General features: G+C 42.9%; 16 protein-coding genes. 5 read left to right on the top strand and 11 right to left on the bottom strand.

What is annotated here, in order from left to right; all coding sequences use genetic code 11:
* The first annotated feature begins 77 nt into the window (after window positions 1–77).
* Window positions 78–1,148: an iron-containing redox enzyme family protein gene (locus QLG00_RS02485; RefSeq protein ID WP_004948585.1), complete on the top strand. Its 1,071-nt coding sequence runs from the start codon at window positions 78–80 to the stop codon at window positions 1,146–1,148.
* Here the strand turns inward: QLG00_RS02485 and QLG00_RS02480 are convergent.
* Together QLG00_RS02480 and dusB are read right to left on the bottom strand one after the other, a co-directional pair.
* Window positions 1,132–1,662: a TetR/AcrR family transcriptional regulator gene (locus QLG00_RS02480; RefSeq protein WP_282470442.1), complete on the bottom strand. Its 531-nt coding sequence runs from the start codon at window positions 1,660–1,662 to the stop codon at window positions 1,132–1,134. The genes QLG00_RS02485 and QLG00_RS02480 overlap by 17 nt on opposite strands.
* A gap of 304 nt (window positions 1,663–1,966) precedes the next feature.
* A complete protein-coding gene (gene dusB, locus QLG00_RS02475; RefSeq protein WP_004939192.1) occupies window positions 1,967–2,992 on the bottom strand; it encodes a tRNA dihydrouridine synthase DusB in 1,026 nt (341 codons plus the stop codon).
* A gap of 81 nt (window positions 2,993–3,073) precedes the next feature.
* Between dusB and QLG00_RS02470 the strand changes: the two genes are divergently transcribed.
* On the top strand, window positions 3,074–4,285 hold the full coding sequence (locus QLG00_RS02470) for a DUF1615 domain-containing protein (protein ID WP_104124108.1): 1,212 nt from the start codon (window positions 3,074–3,076) through the stop codon (window positions 4,283–4,285).
* Entirely contained in the window at window positions 4,252–4,905 is a 654-nt protein-coding gene (locus QLG00_RS02465; RefSeq protein ID WP_055415195.1) for an HAD family hydrolase, read from the top strand. Before QLG00_RS02470 ends, QLG00_RS02465 begins: the two co-directional genes overlap by 34 nt.
* Window positions 4,906–4,981: 76 nt before the next feature.
* On the opposite strand, the gene proB is transcribed toward QLG00_RS02465, so the two are convergent.
* The 9 genes from proB to QLG00_RS02420 form a co-directional block, all read right to left on the bottom strand.
* A complete protein-coding gene (gene proB, locus QLG00_RS02460; RefSeq protein WP_004939200.1) occupies window positions 4,982–6,115 on the bottom strand; it encodes a glutamate 5-kinase in 1,134 nt (377 codons plus the stop codon).
* Window positions 6,116–6,133: 18 nt separating this feature from the next.
* Window positions 6,134–7,336: an Obg family GTPase CgtA gene (gene cgtA / locus QLG00_RS02455; protein ID WP_004939203.1), complete on the bottom strand. Its 1,203-nt coding sequence runs from the start codon at window positions 7,334–7,336 to the stop codon at window positions 6,134–6,136.
* A 148-nt stretch (window positions 7,337–7,484) separates the two neighbouring features.
* Window positions 7,485–8,165, bottom strand: coding sequence for a hypothetical protein (locus QLG00_RS02450; protein ID WP_004939204.1), 681 nt, complete (start codon window positions 8,163–8,165; stop codon window positions 7,485–7,487).
* 9 nt (window positions 8,166–8,174) lie between these two features.
* On the bottom strand, window positions 8,175–8,903 hold the full coding sequence (locus QLG00_RS02445) for a hypothetical protein (RefSeq protein WP_004948606.1): 729 nt from the start codon (window positions 8,901–8,903) through the stop codon (window positions 8,175–8,177).
* Between the two features lie 151 nt (window positions 8,904–9,054).
* Complete coding sequence (locus QLG00_RS02440; protein WP_004939208.1) at window positions 9,055–10,512, bottom strand: glyceraldehyde-3-phosphate dehydrogenase; 1,458 nt, start codon at window positions 10,510–10,512, stop codon at window positions 9,055–9,057.
* Window positions 10,513–10,771: 259 nt separating this feature from the next.
* On the bottom strand, window positions 10,772–11,692 hold the full coding sequence (gene rarD, locus QLG00_RS02435) for an EamA family transporter RarD (RefSeq protein ID WP_282470441.1): 921 nt from the start codon (window positions 11,690–11,692) through the stop codon (window positions 10,772–10,774).
* Between the two features lie 113 nt (window positions 11,693–11,805).
* Window positions 11,806–12,396, bottom strand: coding sequence for a lipocalin family protein (locus QLG00_RS02430; protein WP_004939213.1), 591 nt, complete (start codon window positions 12,394–12,396; stop codon window positions 11,806–11,808).
* A 119-nt stretch (window positions 12,397–12,515) separates the two neighbouring features.
* On the bottom strand, window positions 12,516–14,537 hold the full coding sequence (gene uvrB, locus QLG00_RS02425) for an excinuclease ABC subunit UvrB (protein ID WP_055415193.1): 2,022 nt from the start codon (window positions 14,535–14,537) through the stop codon (window positions 12,516–12,518).
* Between the two features lie 74 nt (window positions 14,538–14,611).
* Window positions 14,612–15,304, bottom strand: coding sequence for an SDR family NAD(P)-dependent oxidoreductase (locus tag QLG00_RS02420; protein ID WP_151839741.1), 693 nt, complete (start codon window positions 15,302–15,304; stop codon window positions 14,612–14,614).
* A gap of 216 nt (window positions 15,305–15,520) precedes the next feature.
* Here QLG00_RS02420 and QLG00_RS02415 point away from each other — a divergent pair, with 216 nt between their 5' ends.
* Both QLG00_RS02415 and QLG00_RS02410 read left to right on the top strand, forming a co-directional pair.
* The gene (locus QLG00_RS02415; RefSeq protein WP_039910097.1) at window positions 15,521–16,336 is read left to right on the top strand and encodes a hypothetical protein; all 816 of its coding nucleotides are present in this window, start codon (window positions 15,521–15,523) and stop codon (window positions 16,334–16,336) included.
* Window positions 16,337–16,466: 130 nt separating this feature from the next.
* Window positions 16,467–17,894, top strand: coding sequence for a GGDEF domain-containing protein (locus QLG00_RS02410; RefSeq protein WP_076032051.1), 1,428 nt, complete (start codon window positions 16,467–16,469; stop codon window positions 17,892–17,894).
* Window positions 17,895–17,898: the final 4 nt, after the last annotated feature.

The following is a 17,898-nucleotide window of genomic DNA, read 5'->3' as shown; positions in this document are numbered from 1 at the left end:
AATTCCTGTATATTCTGTTGCGGTTTAGGGCACGCTCACGTGTCAAACCGTTTAATAAATAATGTATTGGTAGAATTATGGAAAAGCTTTTAACACCAGCAGAATCTTCAGCCGCGTTGTCCATCACGGATGTTGCTTGCTTATTGAAATATCCAGTGCATATTAGTCTTCAGCATATGATTCAATGCACCGAACTGAATCAATTTCTCCAATCAGATCCCGATTTTGAACAAGATTTTCTAAAGTTAGTTGAATCTACGCTTGAAAGAGCTTTTGTTGCGAAAGATGATCAAGCCGCCTACGAAATTCACTCATCACTTTACCAATTGTATAATCTGCAAATCTCAGACCCGCTTTCTTCAGAAGCACTGAATCAGCATCAGCCATTTTTTTATGCACTACGCAACACCATCGAAGAATACTGGTTAAATCATTTAAATCTGGATTCGATTTATCAGCTAGACCATTCAGCTGGTGATATTTCAGACACAATTATGCAGCTATGCGAGAGCAAGAATTTATCGGCTCATCCCTTGTTTGATTTTCTGGCTCATGAGGCTACCGATCGTCAGCTGTATGCTTTTTTCCATAGTGACTATGAGCTGAATATCCGCTTCTTCGATTTGCTCATTTTGACGCTTTTAAATTCGCCTGCAACTGCACGCATGGAAATGATCAAAAATCTTTGGGACGAATCTGGTAAAGGCGACCGCAAAGAAACGCACGTCAACATGTTTAATGACTTGATGGAGCATTTCAATCTGGATAATAAAGCGTCATTTCCTGCGCATGATTCTTGGCAAAAAATGGCAGGCTATAACCTGTTTATGCTGGCATCCTTAAACAGAAAGCATTATTACCTTTTACTCGGCATTATGGCTGCGACCGAAATTATCGATCCACAGTCTTACCTTAAAGTTCAAGTCGCATGCCAGCGTCATGGCTTAACTGAATGGTTATATCGTTATTACTCTGAACATTCTGAGATCGACATCGAACATTCTCAAGGCTGGCTCAATTACGTCATCGCGCCGATCTTAAAAGAGCGTGATGTCAGCCGCGATATTTTACTTGGTGTGGTCTATCGCTTGAAAACCTGTCAGGAATACTACGACAGCCTACTCAAGTATGTTAAGTCTGTTGGATAAGGCGTTTTGCTGCGTTCCAAGCATCTAGGGCCGCATGCCGATTGCCAATAATCTGGGCCGAAAGTGTAGCGCCATCGAGCAACATCATCATGATCGGTGCTACATTTTTTGCCTGAGTATCATCCATGAGTTCACTTAAAATCTGTTCGATCTTGTGAATTAACTGCTCTTTTTGCTGTGTAGCAACTCTATTGATTTCATTTGTTTTACTAGGAAACTCATTAATTGCTTTAGCAAATAAACAGCCCGTAAAGTTCTTTGCGGTAAACCATTCATTGTGCCAATCAAATACCAGCTCAAGCTTTTGAATGGGTGGAAGTTCATTCGGAATCAACTGACTCAGTGATTCCTGGCAAGCACGGTCACGTTCTTTAAGCACTTCTAAAATGAGATTTTCTTTGGAGAAAAAATACTTATATAACGTATTTTTTGAGATATCGGCATCTCTGATGATCCAATCCACCCCAACTGCATGGTATCCAAACGAGCTAAAGAGATCCGTCGCGACCTGCATGATCCGTGATCGTTTTAAGTTTCTTTGCATCTTTAATCCGTTAACAGAATTCTTAAGGAGCGTTATATCGATTTTTATGAATATTAGCACACTACACTGAAATGAGTGGATCAAATTTATTCAAACTGTTCATTTTTAACTGCTTTTATACAATCTTTTCTCATGATGTATATTTAAGAACCAGTATATCTTTAGATCGATATTTTTATTTAAAGATCAACTATATACCCATTATCACTCAAGTGATTTTTTGGAATCATGATAAAATGGCCACGATTCATGACCATTTTCTCATTAGAAGAAATTAACTAACCTCTAATAAATTAACTTGCTCGGTCTGAACATCACTCATACGTTCTCCCTGAGCCAACAATGCATCAAAATAGGCTTCAACGACCTGCGCTTGTTGTAATGTGCTATCGACTTGATACATATTTTGACGAAACTCATTGCTCGAACGTAAGCCTTTGGTGTACCACGCAATATGTTTACGCGCGATTCGACATCCAGAGTATTCACCGTAAAATGCATATAGCTCAGCAAGATGTCCCAACAATACTTCTTTCACCTCTAAAATAGTCGGTGCATCTAAATGTGTACCCGTAGCTAAATAATGAGAAATTTCTCTAAAAATCCAGGGGCGCCCCTGTGCCGCACGTCCAATCATAATGGCATCTGCACCAGTATAATCGAGAACATATTTGGCTTTTTCTGGGCTATCAATATCCCCATTGGCAATCACGGGAATTTTAAGGCGTGATTTCACTTCCTTAATCAATTCGTAACGCGCAGTATTTAAATACATGTCTTCACGTGTGCGGCCATGCAACGCCAAGGCCGCAATACCTGATTGTTCGGCTTGATTGGCCACGCGCAAAATATTTTCTTGACCATTTAAAAAACCAAGCCGTGTTTTAAGTGTTACAGGCACATCAACGGCCGCAACTACAGCGTCTAAAATACGCGCCACCAGATCTTCGTCTTGTAAAAGTGCTGAACCGGCAAGCTTGTTACAGACTTTTTTTGCGGGACATCCCATATTGATATCGACAATTTGAGCACCGTTAGCCACCTGATAACGTGCCGCCTCGGCCAGTTGCTCTGGGTCAGAACCCGCAATTTGTGCCGAAATTGGAGCCAGCTCACCGTCAAAGTTTGCACGATAAAGACTTTTTTTCGTCATTCTCAAGGTCTTATCGGCCGTCATCATTTCGCTTACGGCATGACCTGCGCCAAAGTATTTGCACAGTGTACGAAACGGACGATCCGTTACTCCGGCCATAGGGGCAACGATTAAATTATTTGACAGTTGATAAGACCCAATATACATATATATTCATACATTTTACGATCAACATAGTATACTTCATCCGCTTTTTTGACTCATCCTTTTTCAAGGTGTTTTGCTTGCATGAACGATTCAACTCTTTCTGGTGGTTTGCTTAAAACGTTGTCTGTTGCACTTTTAGGGCTAACAATGGCAGGGTGCAGTGATAGTTCATGGTGGTCAAGCAATGATGAACCCGAACTCAAAGCCGAACAAATTAAAAAACTGATTCCAACACGTGTGCATGACCGTCAATCGTGGGCCAATGACATTGATGAAATCATGCAAAAACTTAGTATTGCCAAAACCAAAGATAACGTCTGCACCGTCATTGCGGTGGTCGATCAGGAATCAAATTTTGTGGCAAACCCTGTGGTGGCTGGCTTAGGGGAAAAGTCGGTTCGAGAAGTCAGCACCCGTTTAAACGAGAAATTTGAAGATAAGCTGGGCAAAACCATAGGCGGGCCAGTGGCTGGTTATTTTGAAGATGTTCTCAAAAACCAACCGTCTAAAGAAGACAATTACATGAGTCAAATGCGCAAAGTACGCACAGAACAAGATCTAGATGTGCTGTATCGAGAAATGTTTGACTATATGGCTGGCCATTATCATGTGAGCGCTATTACTGGTGCGGCCAAACTTGTCGGTCAGGATATTGCAGAAAAAATGAATCCGATTACCACGCTGGGTTCTATGCAGGTCAATATCGTTTATGCCAAAGAGCACAAGCGTGTGAAGCTGCAAAGTGTCAATGATTTACGCGATGATTTATATACTCAATATGGCGGGCTGTATTATGGCATTCATCGCCTAATGCTTTATAAGGCAGATTACAGTAAGCCGCTGTATCGATTTGCAGATTACAACTCTGGTATGTATTCGAGCCGCAATGCGTCTGTTCAGGACATGATCAACAAGCTTAGCGGTGAGCAACTTACCGAAGATGGAGACATGTTGCTTTACAGCAAGGATGGTTCCGTTTTGGGGACCAAGAGTAGCTCGGAAAAAGCCCTGATCAAACTGTTTACGCAAAACAATATTCTGATTACGCCTAACCAGATTCGTACAGATTTAAAACTTGAAAAAACTCAAAGTTTTGAGCAATCACCGACATATATTGCTATTATTAAATTGTACGAGAAACAAACGGGCAAAGATGCCCCTTACGCCATCATGCCGCAGGTCGTCATTTCTGGGCCAAAGCTCAGTCGTGATTACAATACAAATTGGTATGCCACACGTGTAAACGGAAGATATCAGACATGCATGCAACGCGCGAAACGGATCAAACTGTAAATCTTGCACTTTTTGATTTTGATGGCACTTTATGCACGAGAGACAGTTTTACGCATTTTATTTTTTATGCCTTGTCTAAACGCCATATTGTGCGTCAGGGCATTAAAATTTTGCCTTGGATTCAGGCATATTATTTAAAGCTTTACCCTGCCCCGTCCATGCGGATCAAACTATTCGACAGCATGTTTCGTGATACTCCGTTGCCCCCCATTGAGCAACTCGCAAAAGAATATGCGCAGCAATTGATGAATCATCTTGATCCGAAACTATACGCTCAGCTCAAACAACATCAGTTGCGTGGCGATAAAGTAGTGATCGTCTCGGCTTCAATAGACTTATATCTCAAACCATTGGCTGATCTACTCGATGTTGAACTGATTTGTACCGAAGTCGATATCCGTAATCAAATCATCACTGGCACGTATACCACACCCGACTGTAGTTCTGAACAAAAAAAGCAGCGTGTTTTAAGGCAGTATAATTTAGACCATTTTGAACTGGTTTATGCTTATGGCAATAGCCATGAAGATTTAGAGATGATGTCGTTAGCCGATGCCAGCTATATGGTTGGTGAAGATCAAACATTACCTCACATTGAGCAACTTAAGAAATTTGCCTAATATCAATCAAGACAGATAAAAAATTTCAAAAAAAAGCCCAGACATTCATTCTGGGCTTTTTTGTTCACATTGGATCTTAATAAATCGCCATATGATTGCGATGAATCATCTCGAGTGATCGAGCTTCACCCAATACCTGATAGACTTTATCTGAAGCGAGGCCTTTGATGATCTCAGCCGAACGTGAACTAAAATTCACTCGCCCGACTGCAATTCGCTGCCCCAATTGATCAACACACTCAACCACATCACCACGATTAAAATGGCCTTCAACCGCTTTAACGCCTACAGGCAATAAACTACGATGACGCTGTTTAATCGCATCGACGGCACCATCATCAATGACTAAACGGCCAGCCGTTTGCAAATGTGCGGCAAGCCACTGCTGATGCGCAGTCATGCGATCTTTATCGGTACTAAAGAGCGTTCCGAGCATTTCACCCGCCATTAAGCGAGACAAAACACGGTCACTTTCACCGCTGGCAATCAATGTTGGACAACCAGACTTCGCGGCTAAGCGTGCTGCACGTACCTTAGTCACCATACCGCCGCGGCCTAAAACTCCACCACCACCGGCCATTTCAAACAAACGATCGTCGAGTGCATTGACGATGGTGAGCAGTTTTGCTTCTGGATTATTGCGTGGGTCGGAGTCAAACATGCCTTGCTGATCGGTCAAAATAATCAGCAAATCAGCATGTACTTGGCCCGCCACCATCGCTGCCAGCGTATCGTTGTCGCCAAAACGAATTTCATCGGTCGAAACAGTGTCATTTTCATTGATCACCGGAATCACACGCCACTCAATCAGGTTTTGCAAAGCATCACATGAATTGAGATAACGTCGACGATCTGCCAGATCATCATGGGTCAGCAAGACTTGAGCCGTCTGAATCGAGTGCTTATCGAGCACACTCGACCACGTGTGAATCAAGCCCATTTGACCAATGGCCGCACAGGCTTGAAGACTGGGTAGATCGGTGGGTCGGCTCGAAAGCTTCATGCGAACCATACCTTCTGCAACCGCACCAGACGACACCAATATAATTTCGTGTCCGGCAGTGTGTAGATCGGCAATTTGAGTTGCCCAATGCGAAATTGCATCTAGATCTAGACCTTGTCCGTTGGCGGTAAGAAGAGATGATCCGATTTTAACAACGATACGTTTACACGCCTTGAGCTGTCGTTGCCCATCGATCACTTCAATCATTTTTCCCTCGAGTTCGTCTTAACGAACGTAAATCACTTCTACTTCGTCATCATCGTCGTCAAAATCATCACCCTGACCTGCTTCACGCTGTGCTTTACGCATGGCTCGGTATGCTTCTTTTGCTGCGATCGTTTGTTCACGTGTTTCAGCTTCAAGCTGTTCACGGAATGCTTTTACTTGTCGTGCGTATTCTGGATCTTCAGCTTCAAGTTCGCGCTGCTGTTCAATCTGATCCATCAAATAGTACACCACTTCTTTGGTGCCTTCTAAGAGTAAGCCTGAGGTACGAAACACCGGGCCAGTCCACTCTAGCTCATCCAAGATATGTTTACACCATTCTTCGCGGCTGGCTTCTTCAATCTGATCGAGTTTGTTGAGTACCAGTACAACAGGAAGCTGAGCCAGCGTCGGAGAGAATTTTTTCAATTCACCAATGATCGCTTTGGCATTGTGTACCGGATCAGAACCATCAATCGGTTGAACATCCACAATGTGCAACAAAATACGTGTACGTGCCAGATGTTTCAAGAAACGAATACCAAGACCTGCACCTTCCGCAGCGCCTTCGATCAATCCCGGAATATCGGCCATCACAAATGAACGATGTCGATCGGCATCGACCACACCTAGGTTCGGCACCATCGTCGTAAACGGATAGTCTGCAACTTTTGGCTTCGCCGCACTCACTGCACGAATAAACGTCGATTTACCTGCATTTGGCATACCGAGCAAACCAACGTCTGCAAGTACTTTCAGCTCAAGACGGATTTCACGAAATTCGCCTTTAATCCCTGTGGTGAATTTACGCGGTGAACGGTTAGTCGATGACTTAAAGTGTGTGTTTCCTAAGCCGCCATCACCACCGCCAGCCACCAAAACACGCTGACCATCTTCAACCAAATCGCCAATAATATCGCCAGAATCGACATCCACAATGGTGGTGCCTACTGGTACTTTTAATACAACATCTTCGCCACCACGGCCTGTACAGTTTGCGCCGGCGCCATTTTTACCACGTTCTGCACGGAATTTACGGGTATAACGGTAGTCAACCAGTGTACCGGTGTCGTCATCGGCCTGAATATAGACGCTCCCGCCTCGACCACCGTCACCCCCATCTGGACCACCAAAAGGTACAAATTTTTCACGGCGAAAACTGGCCACGCCATTGCCACCGTCGCCAGCCTCTACGGTAATGACTGCTTCATCAACAAAGCGCATTTGCCAATCCTCTAAAATCTCTAAAACCGCCTATTCTGCCATATTTTAAAGGATTTCTCGAATATAAAATCAGTTATTTCACCTGTGCGCGAGAAAGCCGATGCACAGGCATGCTGTATATGCAGAACAACATCTTCATTTGAGCCGTTTAGGGGTGTATATTTCGTAGTGGTAACTGAATGTGCATATCCAGATTGGCCTGTGTTTCTCTTACCTCGTTATACATGATGGCATTAAATGTCGCGACTTTTCGCATGGTCATCGGATCATCAATATTCAAAGTCGGTTTAAACTGATGTTTCACAGCCAGATTGATCGGTTCATCAAATTCAAAATACACCGGGCCATTAAATACAATTTTGATGGGCACCTGATAAGTACGATTCAAACGAAATGGCACATCCAGCCGAATCGGAATATTCATTTTCAGCGGAAATTTAGGTAACAGCTGATTTTGGTAAATCAGATCTGTCGTGCTCTCGACCGGCATCTGTTCATCAATTTTTATAGTGGTTAAATAATCCACACTCACAGAAACAGGTGTTTCTACTTCAAAGGCCAACTGAGCCAGATATTTGCCTTTAAGGGGCAAGGAAAGCTGTCGGTTAATGTGGATATCGGTATTAAGCTGCCCCATAGAATGGGTTTCCAAATGGTTGCCTACCTCGATGCGTGTAGGCAAATACTCCGATAATTGCACCTGTGCATGCTGCGCTGAAACATACATGGAAGCCTGAATGTTGAGGTAAAGCCAAAATAGCAATGCCACAAGACCAACCACCGCAACAAAGCTCAGTAATGTGCGTTTCAATGATCCGAATAACCACATAGTCACCCCCTATTGCACGCCCGACTGGACAGCAGTTGAGGGAGCAGCAACGGGTTGTTTCTTTAGCGTCACGCTAGACAGCGGAATTTTTAATTCGCCTTTCTGAATTTTGATAGGCAAGGTATTCTTCACCTCTACGCTTGCTGCAAGTGCAGTTTTGATTGGTACATTTAAATGCCCATCGACTGGAATATTGGTTTTCAAGGTCGTGTTGAGCGGTATATTTAAGTTTTCTTGAAGCACTGTTCGCACAGGCGCATCAAATTTTAGATGGACGTTTTGATCAAGTGGCACTTGAATGTCTAGAGGTACGTCTAGGTTAATGGGAATAGTGCCTTTAATCGGCAGCGTGATATCACGTCCGAGTACTCTGACCTGTACTTTGGTATCAATCGGTAAATCCTGACGAACCTTGAGCACTTCTTTTACCGGAATGATGGTTTTAATCGGCACCTGATTATCAAAGTACACCCGCGGCGTCAGCGTTTGAGTGAGTGGGATATTTAGGTTTTCGTGTATGGGAATGGTCGCATTGACGCGTCCGCTCACATCCACATTCAAGGCATCCTGAATTTTAACTTTGGCTTGAAGTGGTTCTTGTAAATCAATATTCACGGCCTGATTTTCAAGCGGGATATACACATTAAAATGTTTAAATACCCAGATACCAATCGCAACACCGACAATACTGGCCAGCACAATAAACACCAGCCCTCCGAGCAATTTCTTGACCTGCAACGTACTTTCCTTTTGCAACTTTTTTATTTTACTTGGCTTTCAGCTTGGTAATCACTCACCAATATCCAGCTTGGTTTCCAATTTAACTGTCATTACATCATACATAAAAAAGCCCAGTCGAAACTGAGCTTTTTATATTTTTTAAACTGGCTTATGCCACGCTAAGTGCAGGCACTTTCGGATAGTTTACGCCACACATTTTTTCTGCAATACGAAGTACCTGACAGCTATAGCCAACTTCGTTGTCGTACCATACATATGCTGTCAAATGTGTACCTGATGTAATAGTTGCTTGCGCATCAAATACACCTGCAGTACGTGAGCCGATAAAGTCGCTTGAAACTACTTCAGTCGAATTGGTATACCCGATTTGACCTTGAAGGTTTGAGTTGATTGAAATTTGACGAATATATTCATTCACTTCATCACGATCAACTTCTTTCTCAAGCGTTAGATTCAAAATCGCCAATGAGACGTTTGGTGTTGGTACACGTACCGAGTTACCTGTGAGTTTACCTTTCAGTGCAGGTAATGCTTTGGCCACCGCTTTTGCAGCACCAGTTTCGGTAATCACCATGTTTAGTGTTGCAGCACGGCCACGACGGTCTGCCTTGTGGTAGTTATCGATGAGGTTTTGGTCATTGGTAAATGAGTGAACAGTTTCCACGTGACCATTTAAAATCTTGTATTTATCATCGATTACTTTAAGCACACCAGTGATGGCATTCGTTGTACAGCTTGCAGCAGAAATGATTTTATCTTCATCTAAAATGTCGGCTTGGTTTACACCAAATACCACATTTTTCATGTCGCCTTTACCTGGTGCAGTCAATACTACACGTGCAACACCTGGGCACTTCAAATGTTGGCTCAAGCCATCAAGATCACGCCATTTACCAGTGTTGTCGATCAAAAGCGCATTGTCGATACCATAAGCAGTGTAGTCTACTTCTGCTGGACTCGATGCATAAATCACTTTGATGAACTTACCGTTTGCAATAATTGCTTCGTTTTCTTCATCAATTGAAATCGTACCGTCGAATGAACCGTGAATTGAATCACGACGTAGCAAAGATGCACGTTTTGCCAAGTCGCCATCAGATGATTTACGAACCACAATGGCTTTTAAGCTTAAACCGCGACCCAAACCAGATTGGCTGATAATCAAACGCGCCAAAATACGACCGATACGACCAAAACCGTAGAGAACGACATCTTTTGGCTCTTCAGAGGCTGCATTGCCCTTGATTGATTCAACAGCTTGCGCAACAAAAGCGTCGACATCGCCACCTTGCTGTTTGTAGGCCACTGCCAGCTTACCAATATCTACTTCGGCAGAACCAATATTGTCAAGTTTTGCCAAGGCTTCCAAAATTGGGAAAGTATTAACAACAGAAAGCTCGACATCGACAACACGTGTACGACGATGCGATTTCAAGATCTGGATGACAGAGCGGTTAATTAAAGAACGGCCATAAACAGAAACAACGATATTTTTTTCGCGATACAACTTACCAATCAAAGCGATCATATGTTCCGCGATTTCTTCGCGATTTGTCCAACGTCCTTGATGTTCAGCATGCAGTGCGATGATAGTCTCTTTGCTCACAGATACGTCCTCTAATTAATGTTATCTAGGCGTGAATTTCAAAACGCGATAATTGTAAATCAAAAGGCGCCAAGATTAAATCGGGCGCCAGCGCTTACACCTATATTTTTTCATATAATTACTATAAATTTATAAAATAATTAAAAATATTTTTTAAAATTTATTTATAATATTTCGTGACGAAATTATTAAATGCCAAAATATGCTTAGAAAACAAGCATTATTCATTAAAAGCTTCATTTCGTGTTCAATTTTCATCCTACCTCTTTTCATATTGAGCGACATTACGTTTCAACATACGCGTGTTGCGTTGCTGTCGCCATAAATGCAATGCACCTTCTACCACCAATAACAGCACAGCCACCCAAATTGGGATATAAGTCCACCAGTCTTCAGGGTTGATTGTTTCTCCAATCATGAGCGAAGCAAGCGCCAGTAAAATTGGCTCTAAATAGCTAAGCAATCCAAACAATACCATGGGTAAAAAGCGGCTCGCCAAAATATAACTTCCAAGTCCAATGGCACTGAATAACCCAAGCCCAGTCACCACCAAAAGTAAATTTAATATGCTCCATCCGTCAGGTACGGTGCCCAAATACGACACATAATAAAATGCAACCGGTAAGCTGAGGACGATATCCCACCAGAAGCCACCTAAATGATCAGTTTTAAGTTTGCGTCGTAAAAAGAAATACGCAGCATAACCAAAGGCGACCAATAAGGTTTCCCATGCGATGGTGCCTTGTTGCCAAATTTCATGTGCAACGCCGAGTATCGCGAGAGCAACTGCCGCTTGCTGAAACTTAGAGAGTTTTTCCTTGTAAAAAAGACTGCCCACCAATACTAAAACCAAGGGCAGTAGAAAATAACCGAGCGATACCTGCAATCCCCGACCATTCATTGGCCCCCACATAAATAGCCAAAGCTGGATCGACACTAAAAGAGATGAAAGCAAGAGATACAGTAGAAAAACGGGGTGTTGTTTTATTTTTTCATAAATCTGTTTAATGAAATGTAAATCCCCGATTAACCACATAAATAAGGTTAAAAACGGCAAGGTTGAAATCATGCGCCAACCAAAAGTTTGCTCTGCGTTTATTCCGGTCAAAAGCTGGCTATAAAAGTACAACACCCCAAACGTAACCGATGCCAAAACCGACAGCGCAATCCCCTGAAGCATATCTCCCCCCGCTTGACCAAGTAATCAAAAAGACGTTGTACAATACTGAATTTAAACATCTAATAAAAGAAAAACCACGCTAGGCATGGTTTTTCTTTTCATCTATATAGCGCTTATTGGGCCGTATGCTGTGGCCGAATAATGTCATTGAGTTCATAACCCAAGCTTTTCGCGTAGGCCAGATAGTCATTTACGACGTCTTCTGAGGGATGAGGCGTCCGCGATAAAATCCACATATATTTGCGAGATGGCTCACCCACCAAAACGGTTTGATAGTGTTCGTCCAGCTTTAAAATCCAGTAGTCGCCGCGTGCAACAGGTACCCATCGTACTATTTCTGGTAAAAAACTTACTTTCAATTTGGAATTATACGGAGGATTGACCACAAAGGCCTCACCAAGCGACTGATGGCGCTGACCATCACTGCCCATACATTGGTTATCGACTGTAATATTACCGTTTTCATTTAAAGTATAGGTTGCGGTGATATTTTTGACGCATTTATTTTCAAAATACATGGGCTTACGAACCACTTCGTACCAAACCCCTAAGTATTTGTCTAACTCTACACGCTCCACAGGCGCGAGTGGTTTATTGTGTGCGTAAGCCATGGTTGCAACCGCTAATCCTGTCAATACGGCGCCACCCAATGCAATCTTTGCTAAACGCCAGCCCCCTTGTGGGATATTTTTATACAATGGCATTCAAGTTCCCTCAAATATTAGCTCATCATGATAGTTTGCAACGGATTGTTCATTAGAGTAGCGCTTTTTTTTGAAATTAATGTAGAGATATGTAGCACTTAGCTCTACATTCATTGGTATTACTGGATCATTTGCGCTTTAAGTCGCAAGATTTCATCACGGATACGAGCGGCTTGCTCAAACTGCAACTCTTTGGAAGCCTTGAGCATTTCTTTTTCAAGCTTGGCCAGATGTTTCGCTAATAGTTTAGGATCTGCCAAGATATGTCGCTCATCTGCACTCAGTGCTTTTGCCTGAGCAGATTCAGACAGCTCTATCTCGTCTTCATTAAAGACTTCGCCTGTATCAATCTCTTTGATTTTCTGACGCACAGCACTACGTGGTGTAATGCCATGCTGTTCATTAAACTCAATTTGCTTGGTACGACGACGGTCAGTTTCATCAATGGCTTTTTGCATTGAATCCGTCATCTTGTCGGCATATAAGATGGCTTTACCTTTGATATTTCGCGCTGCACGCCCAATGGTCTGAATTAAAGAACGTTCAGAGCGTAAGAAGCCTTCTTTATCTGCGTCTAAAATTGCGACCAAAGACACCTCAGGCATATCGAGCCCTTCACGCAGCAAGTTAATACCCACCAGCACATCATATACACCGGTACGCAGCTCATGAATAATTTTCACCCGCTCTACAGTGTCAATGTCTGAGTGTAGATAGGCCACCTTGATACCATATTCTTTTAAGTAAGACGTGAGATCTTCTGCCATACGTTTGGTCAGTGTGGTGATTAACACGCGCTCATCAATCTCTTTACGCAGGTTGATTTCGGAAAGTACGTCATCGACCTGTGTGAGTACTGGTCGAATTTCGATTTCCGGGTCAATCAAACCAGTTGGGCGCACCACCTGCTCCACAATCTGCTCAGACTTTTCTAGCTCGTACTTGGCTGGTGTCGCGCTGACAAAAATTGTCGACGGAACAATTCGCTCCCATTCTTCAAATTTCATCGGTCGGTTATCCAGTGCGCTTGGCAAACGAAAACCGTAATTCACCAGATTTTCTTTACGAGAGCGGTCACCTTTGTACATAGCACCAATTTGCGGCACGGTCACATGCGACTCATCAATAATCAGTAAGGCATCATCTGGAATATAATCAAACAATGTTGGCGGTGCTTCGCCTGCCGGGCGCCCAGAAAGATGCCGTGAGTAGTTTTCAATACCATTGGTGTATCCAAGCTGCTGCATCATTTCCAAATCATAGCGAGTACGCTGATCAATGCGCTGTGCTTCAAGCAACTTGTCATGGTCTTTAAAGAATTTGAGTTGTTCTTTCAGTTCATCTTTGATCGTACCGATGGCGCGGGTGAGATTATCTTTAGGCGTAACATAATGGCTTTTTGGATAAATTGTCACGCGGGGTACTTTACGCTGCATTTTACCTGTAAGCGGATCGAACCAGCGAATTGAATCGACTTCATCATCAAACAGCTCGATGCGAATCGCGAACTGATCGGATTCAGCAGGAAACACATCCAGAATTTCACCGCGAATACGGTAGGTACCTCGTAAAAATTCCAGCTCATTCCGGGTATATTGCATCTCGACCAGACGGCGAATCAAATCGTCACGATTGACACGATCGCCTTGCACCACATGCAAGAGCATTTTCATATACGCTTCAGGGTCACCCAAACCATAAATGGCCGAAACCGAGGCCACAATAATCGCGTCGCGTCGCTCTAAAAGTGCACGCGTAGCCGACAAACGCATCTGGTCGATGTGGTCGTTAATCGCGGCATCTTTTTCAATAAAAGTATCCGACGAAGGCACATATGCTTCTGGCTGATAGTAATCGTAGTAACTTACAAAGTATTCAACCGAATTATTCGGGAAAAAGGCCTTGAATTCACCATAAAGCTGAGCAGCCAGCGTTTTATTGTGAGCCATAATGATGGTCGGACGCTGTGTTTGCGCGATCACATTGGCCATGGTGTAGGTTTTACCCGAACCCGTAACCCCAAGTAATAGCTGGTTACGATAGCCGCGCTCAATGCCATTGACCAACTTTTCAATCGCTTGAGGCTGATCACCTGCGGGTTGGAAACTTGTCACTAAATCAAAAGGCTGGTTGTCGTTCACTGGCACGCTCAAAAATAAGGGGTCATACAAACTATTAGGGCAAACTGAAACTTTTCAAGCCCGATGACTGGTCGTTAGTAGGCAATTACAGTGCCGTCCCAATTTAATAATTTACCCTGCTCTGCCTGACCAAAATGATCCATAACATCGATCAAACGCGTAGCAGTCTGCTCTGCACTGTACAATCGATCTGGTGAAATATTTTTATGAAAAGGTTTGGACAACTCAGAATCCGTGGTTCCCGGGTGTAAGCTCGCCACATAAATTTCAGGCGATTTACGCCCCCACTCAATGCTCAGGTTTTTAATAAACATATTCAAAGCGGTTTTGCTCATGCGATAGCTGTACCAACCACCCAATGCATTGTCATCCAGACTGCCCACCTTAGCCGATAAAGACAGCCATTTGAGTGAAGAGGTTTTGGTCAAAACAGGAGTCAAGGCTTGTGCAAGATGTATATGCGTGAGCACATTTTTTGAAAAAGATTCAAACACCCAGTCATCCTGAATTTGGCTGAGCATTTTTTCTGGCATATGGGTGTCATCGTGCAACATACCTGCACAGCAAAAAACGCGAGTGGGTTGAATTGAAGCAAGAAAAGTCTGTACTGCCGAAATATTCGAGGCATCCGATAAGTCGATTTGTAAATTATGCTGCCCCAAATCCGAACGGCTAATGGTGTAAACTGGTTCGTCTGAACGCGCTCTTAGCGCTGCAACCAATGCATTTCCAATGCCTGTAGAGGCGCCTGCGACAAGTATGCTCATGATCTTCTCTTTATAATGATTTTCTACAGATTCAGCATAAAAAAATGCGTGTGAATTTTATGTCATGAAAAAATAATCTTGCTATTCTTGATCTGTTTCACTCAAAATCATGTCACGCTACTATGCCCTGTAAAATAAAAAAGCGCACTATTTTTTGCTTGATTTGTGACTGAATCAATTGCACCATGAACTTATTACAGCAAGAATAAGATCATGATGAGCTTTCAATACCACGACGAAACAATTGTGACTGAGCTACCAGAAAATACCGTATTTGTATTTGGTAGCAACATGGCTGGGCAACATACGCATGGCGCTGCACGTATCGCCGCACAGCATTTTGGTGCTGTAAAAGGTGTAGGACGTGGCTGGGCGGGCCAAAGCTTCGCGATTCCTACCTTAAATGAACACCAACAACAAATGCCGCTTTCACAGATTGCGCACTATATCCATGATTTTAAAATTTATGCTCAAAATCACAGCAAAATGACGTATTTTTTAACGGCACTTGGCTGCGGAATAGCAGGCTACAAAGTATCGGAAATCGCGCCACTATTTCGTGGTATGAGCAGCAATATTATCTTTCCAGAATCATTTAAACCCTATATCGAAGAGAACGCGGTTTCACTGTTTCCAAATCTCACCTCGCGTATGGTGCAAGCATTTATTACCGATGAGGTGATTTTTTACTTCGATCATGGCAGTGAATCCTTCGAAGATGCACTACAAAAAACATCATTGAGCGATACCGAGAAAGCCATTGCATTAATTGTCTTAAATGAAGATTTATACCCACGAGATCGTTACGGACGTGGTCGTGAACACGAGCTAAAAGACATTCTTGGAAAATTAAACGGTAAAATCTTTAATTTTCATGGCAATACCGAAGGCGCCATGATTTTTGTCAGCGTGATTGTTGCATTGATGGAACTGTATGACATTGATGAACAGGATTTCGTCAAACTCTGGCGTAACGAAATCGAAATTGTTCATCCGGCAAATCGAGGCCAAGCCATCAGCGAAACCACTTAAAGGTCATTTTAAGCAGTAAAAAAAAGATGACCTAACTGGATGATTTTTTTAGCCAGTCTTATTTTTTGTTTAAAAACACAAGGCTTATGATTATACTGCTGAAAAAATAGCCCTTGAAAGTTGAGCCACCATGCCTACGCTAGATTCTTCAATTTTTGATCTTGCACCTATTCCTATGTGGCTCGAAGATTACAGCGGGATCAAAATTCAGTTTGATGAGTGGCGTGATCAAGGAATTCAAGATTTACGAACTTTTCTTCGTGAAGATCTCGAACGTGTTCGACAATGCGCACATAAAATCAAGCTGATTCGTGTCAATCAAAAAACCTTACAACTTTTTGAAGCAGCATCATTTGAGCAGCTTTGCGACAATCTGGCGGTTATTTTTCAGCAAGACATGCTCGATTCACATTTGAATGAATTGGTCGATTTATGGGAAGGTAAAACGCTATTTTCAAGTATGGCCGTCAACTACACGCTCAGTGGTCGGCGCTTGGATATACAATTGCACGGTACCATTTTACCGGGCTATGAAGATTCATTTGCGCGTGTACTGGTCACCACTGAAGATGTCACCCAAGTTCACCATGCACGCCGCTTAGAAGAAAAAAATCGTCGACTGGCCGAATCTCGTTTTCACTATTCACCGGCCTCGTTATGGGTTGAAGATTTTAGTCGTGTCAAATTCCGGCTTGATCAGCTCAGACAGCTGGGAATAGATGACTTTAGGACCTTTATTGATGTCCATCCCGAGTTTGTCAATCAATGTGTGGAAGACATCCTGATTTTAGATGTCAATCAAGCGACCCTCGATTTATTTCAAGCACCCGATAAAGCAACACTGCTTAAAAATACGCATAAAATATTTGCAAAAGAAATGCTCAGCACTTTTCGTGAACAGCTTATCGAGTTATGGAAAGGCAATATCCATCATCAGCGAGAAGCAATTAATTATGCACTCGATGGCAGTATTCGCAATGTATTGCTGCAATTTACCGTATTTCCGGGTTATGAGCACAACTGGGGCATTGTGCAGGTCGCCTTAACCGATATTACAGCACGCAAAAAGGCAGAGAATTACCTTGAGTATTTAGGTAAACACGATGTGCTGACCAAACTTCATAACCGCTCGTTTTATAGCGAAGAAATTCATCGCTTAGAACGAAGTATGGTGCGCCCTATCTCATGTATTTTTTTAGACATGAACGGGCTTAAAGCCATCAATGATTATCATGGTCATGATGCGGGAGATGATGTACTCAGGCGTGTGGGGCAGATCTTAACGCAATCGATTCAGCAAACTCCATATACGGCGTCTAGAATTGGCGGCGATGAATTTGTAATTTTAATGCATGGAGCAGACGAAACGGCGGTCAGCGTGATGCTACAAACCATTGATGCCCTACTCACTTTGGATAATCAATTTTATTCGAGTCAGCCGATCAGTATTTCTATGGGATATGCCACAACACGCGAACATGAAACGATGGAAAGCATGTTAAAGCGCGCAGATGCCGAGATGTATACAAAGAAAAAAATGCATCATGATCGCGTTTAAACCA

The organism is Acinetobacter sp. V89_7 (assembly GCF_029967895.1).
Classification (GTDB): Bacteria; Pseudomonadota; Gammaproteobacteria; order Pseudomonadales; family Moraxellaceae; genus Acinetobacter; species Acinetobacter soli.
This window is presented reverse-complemented; position numbering and strand designations above follow the sequence as displayed.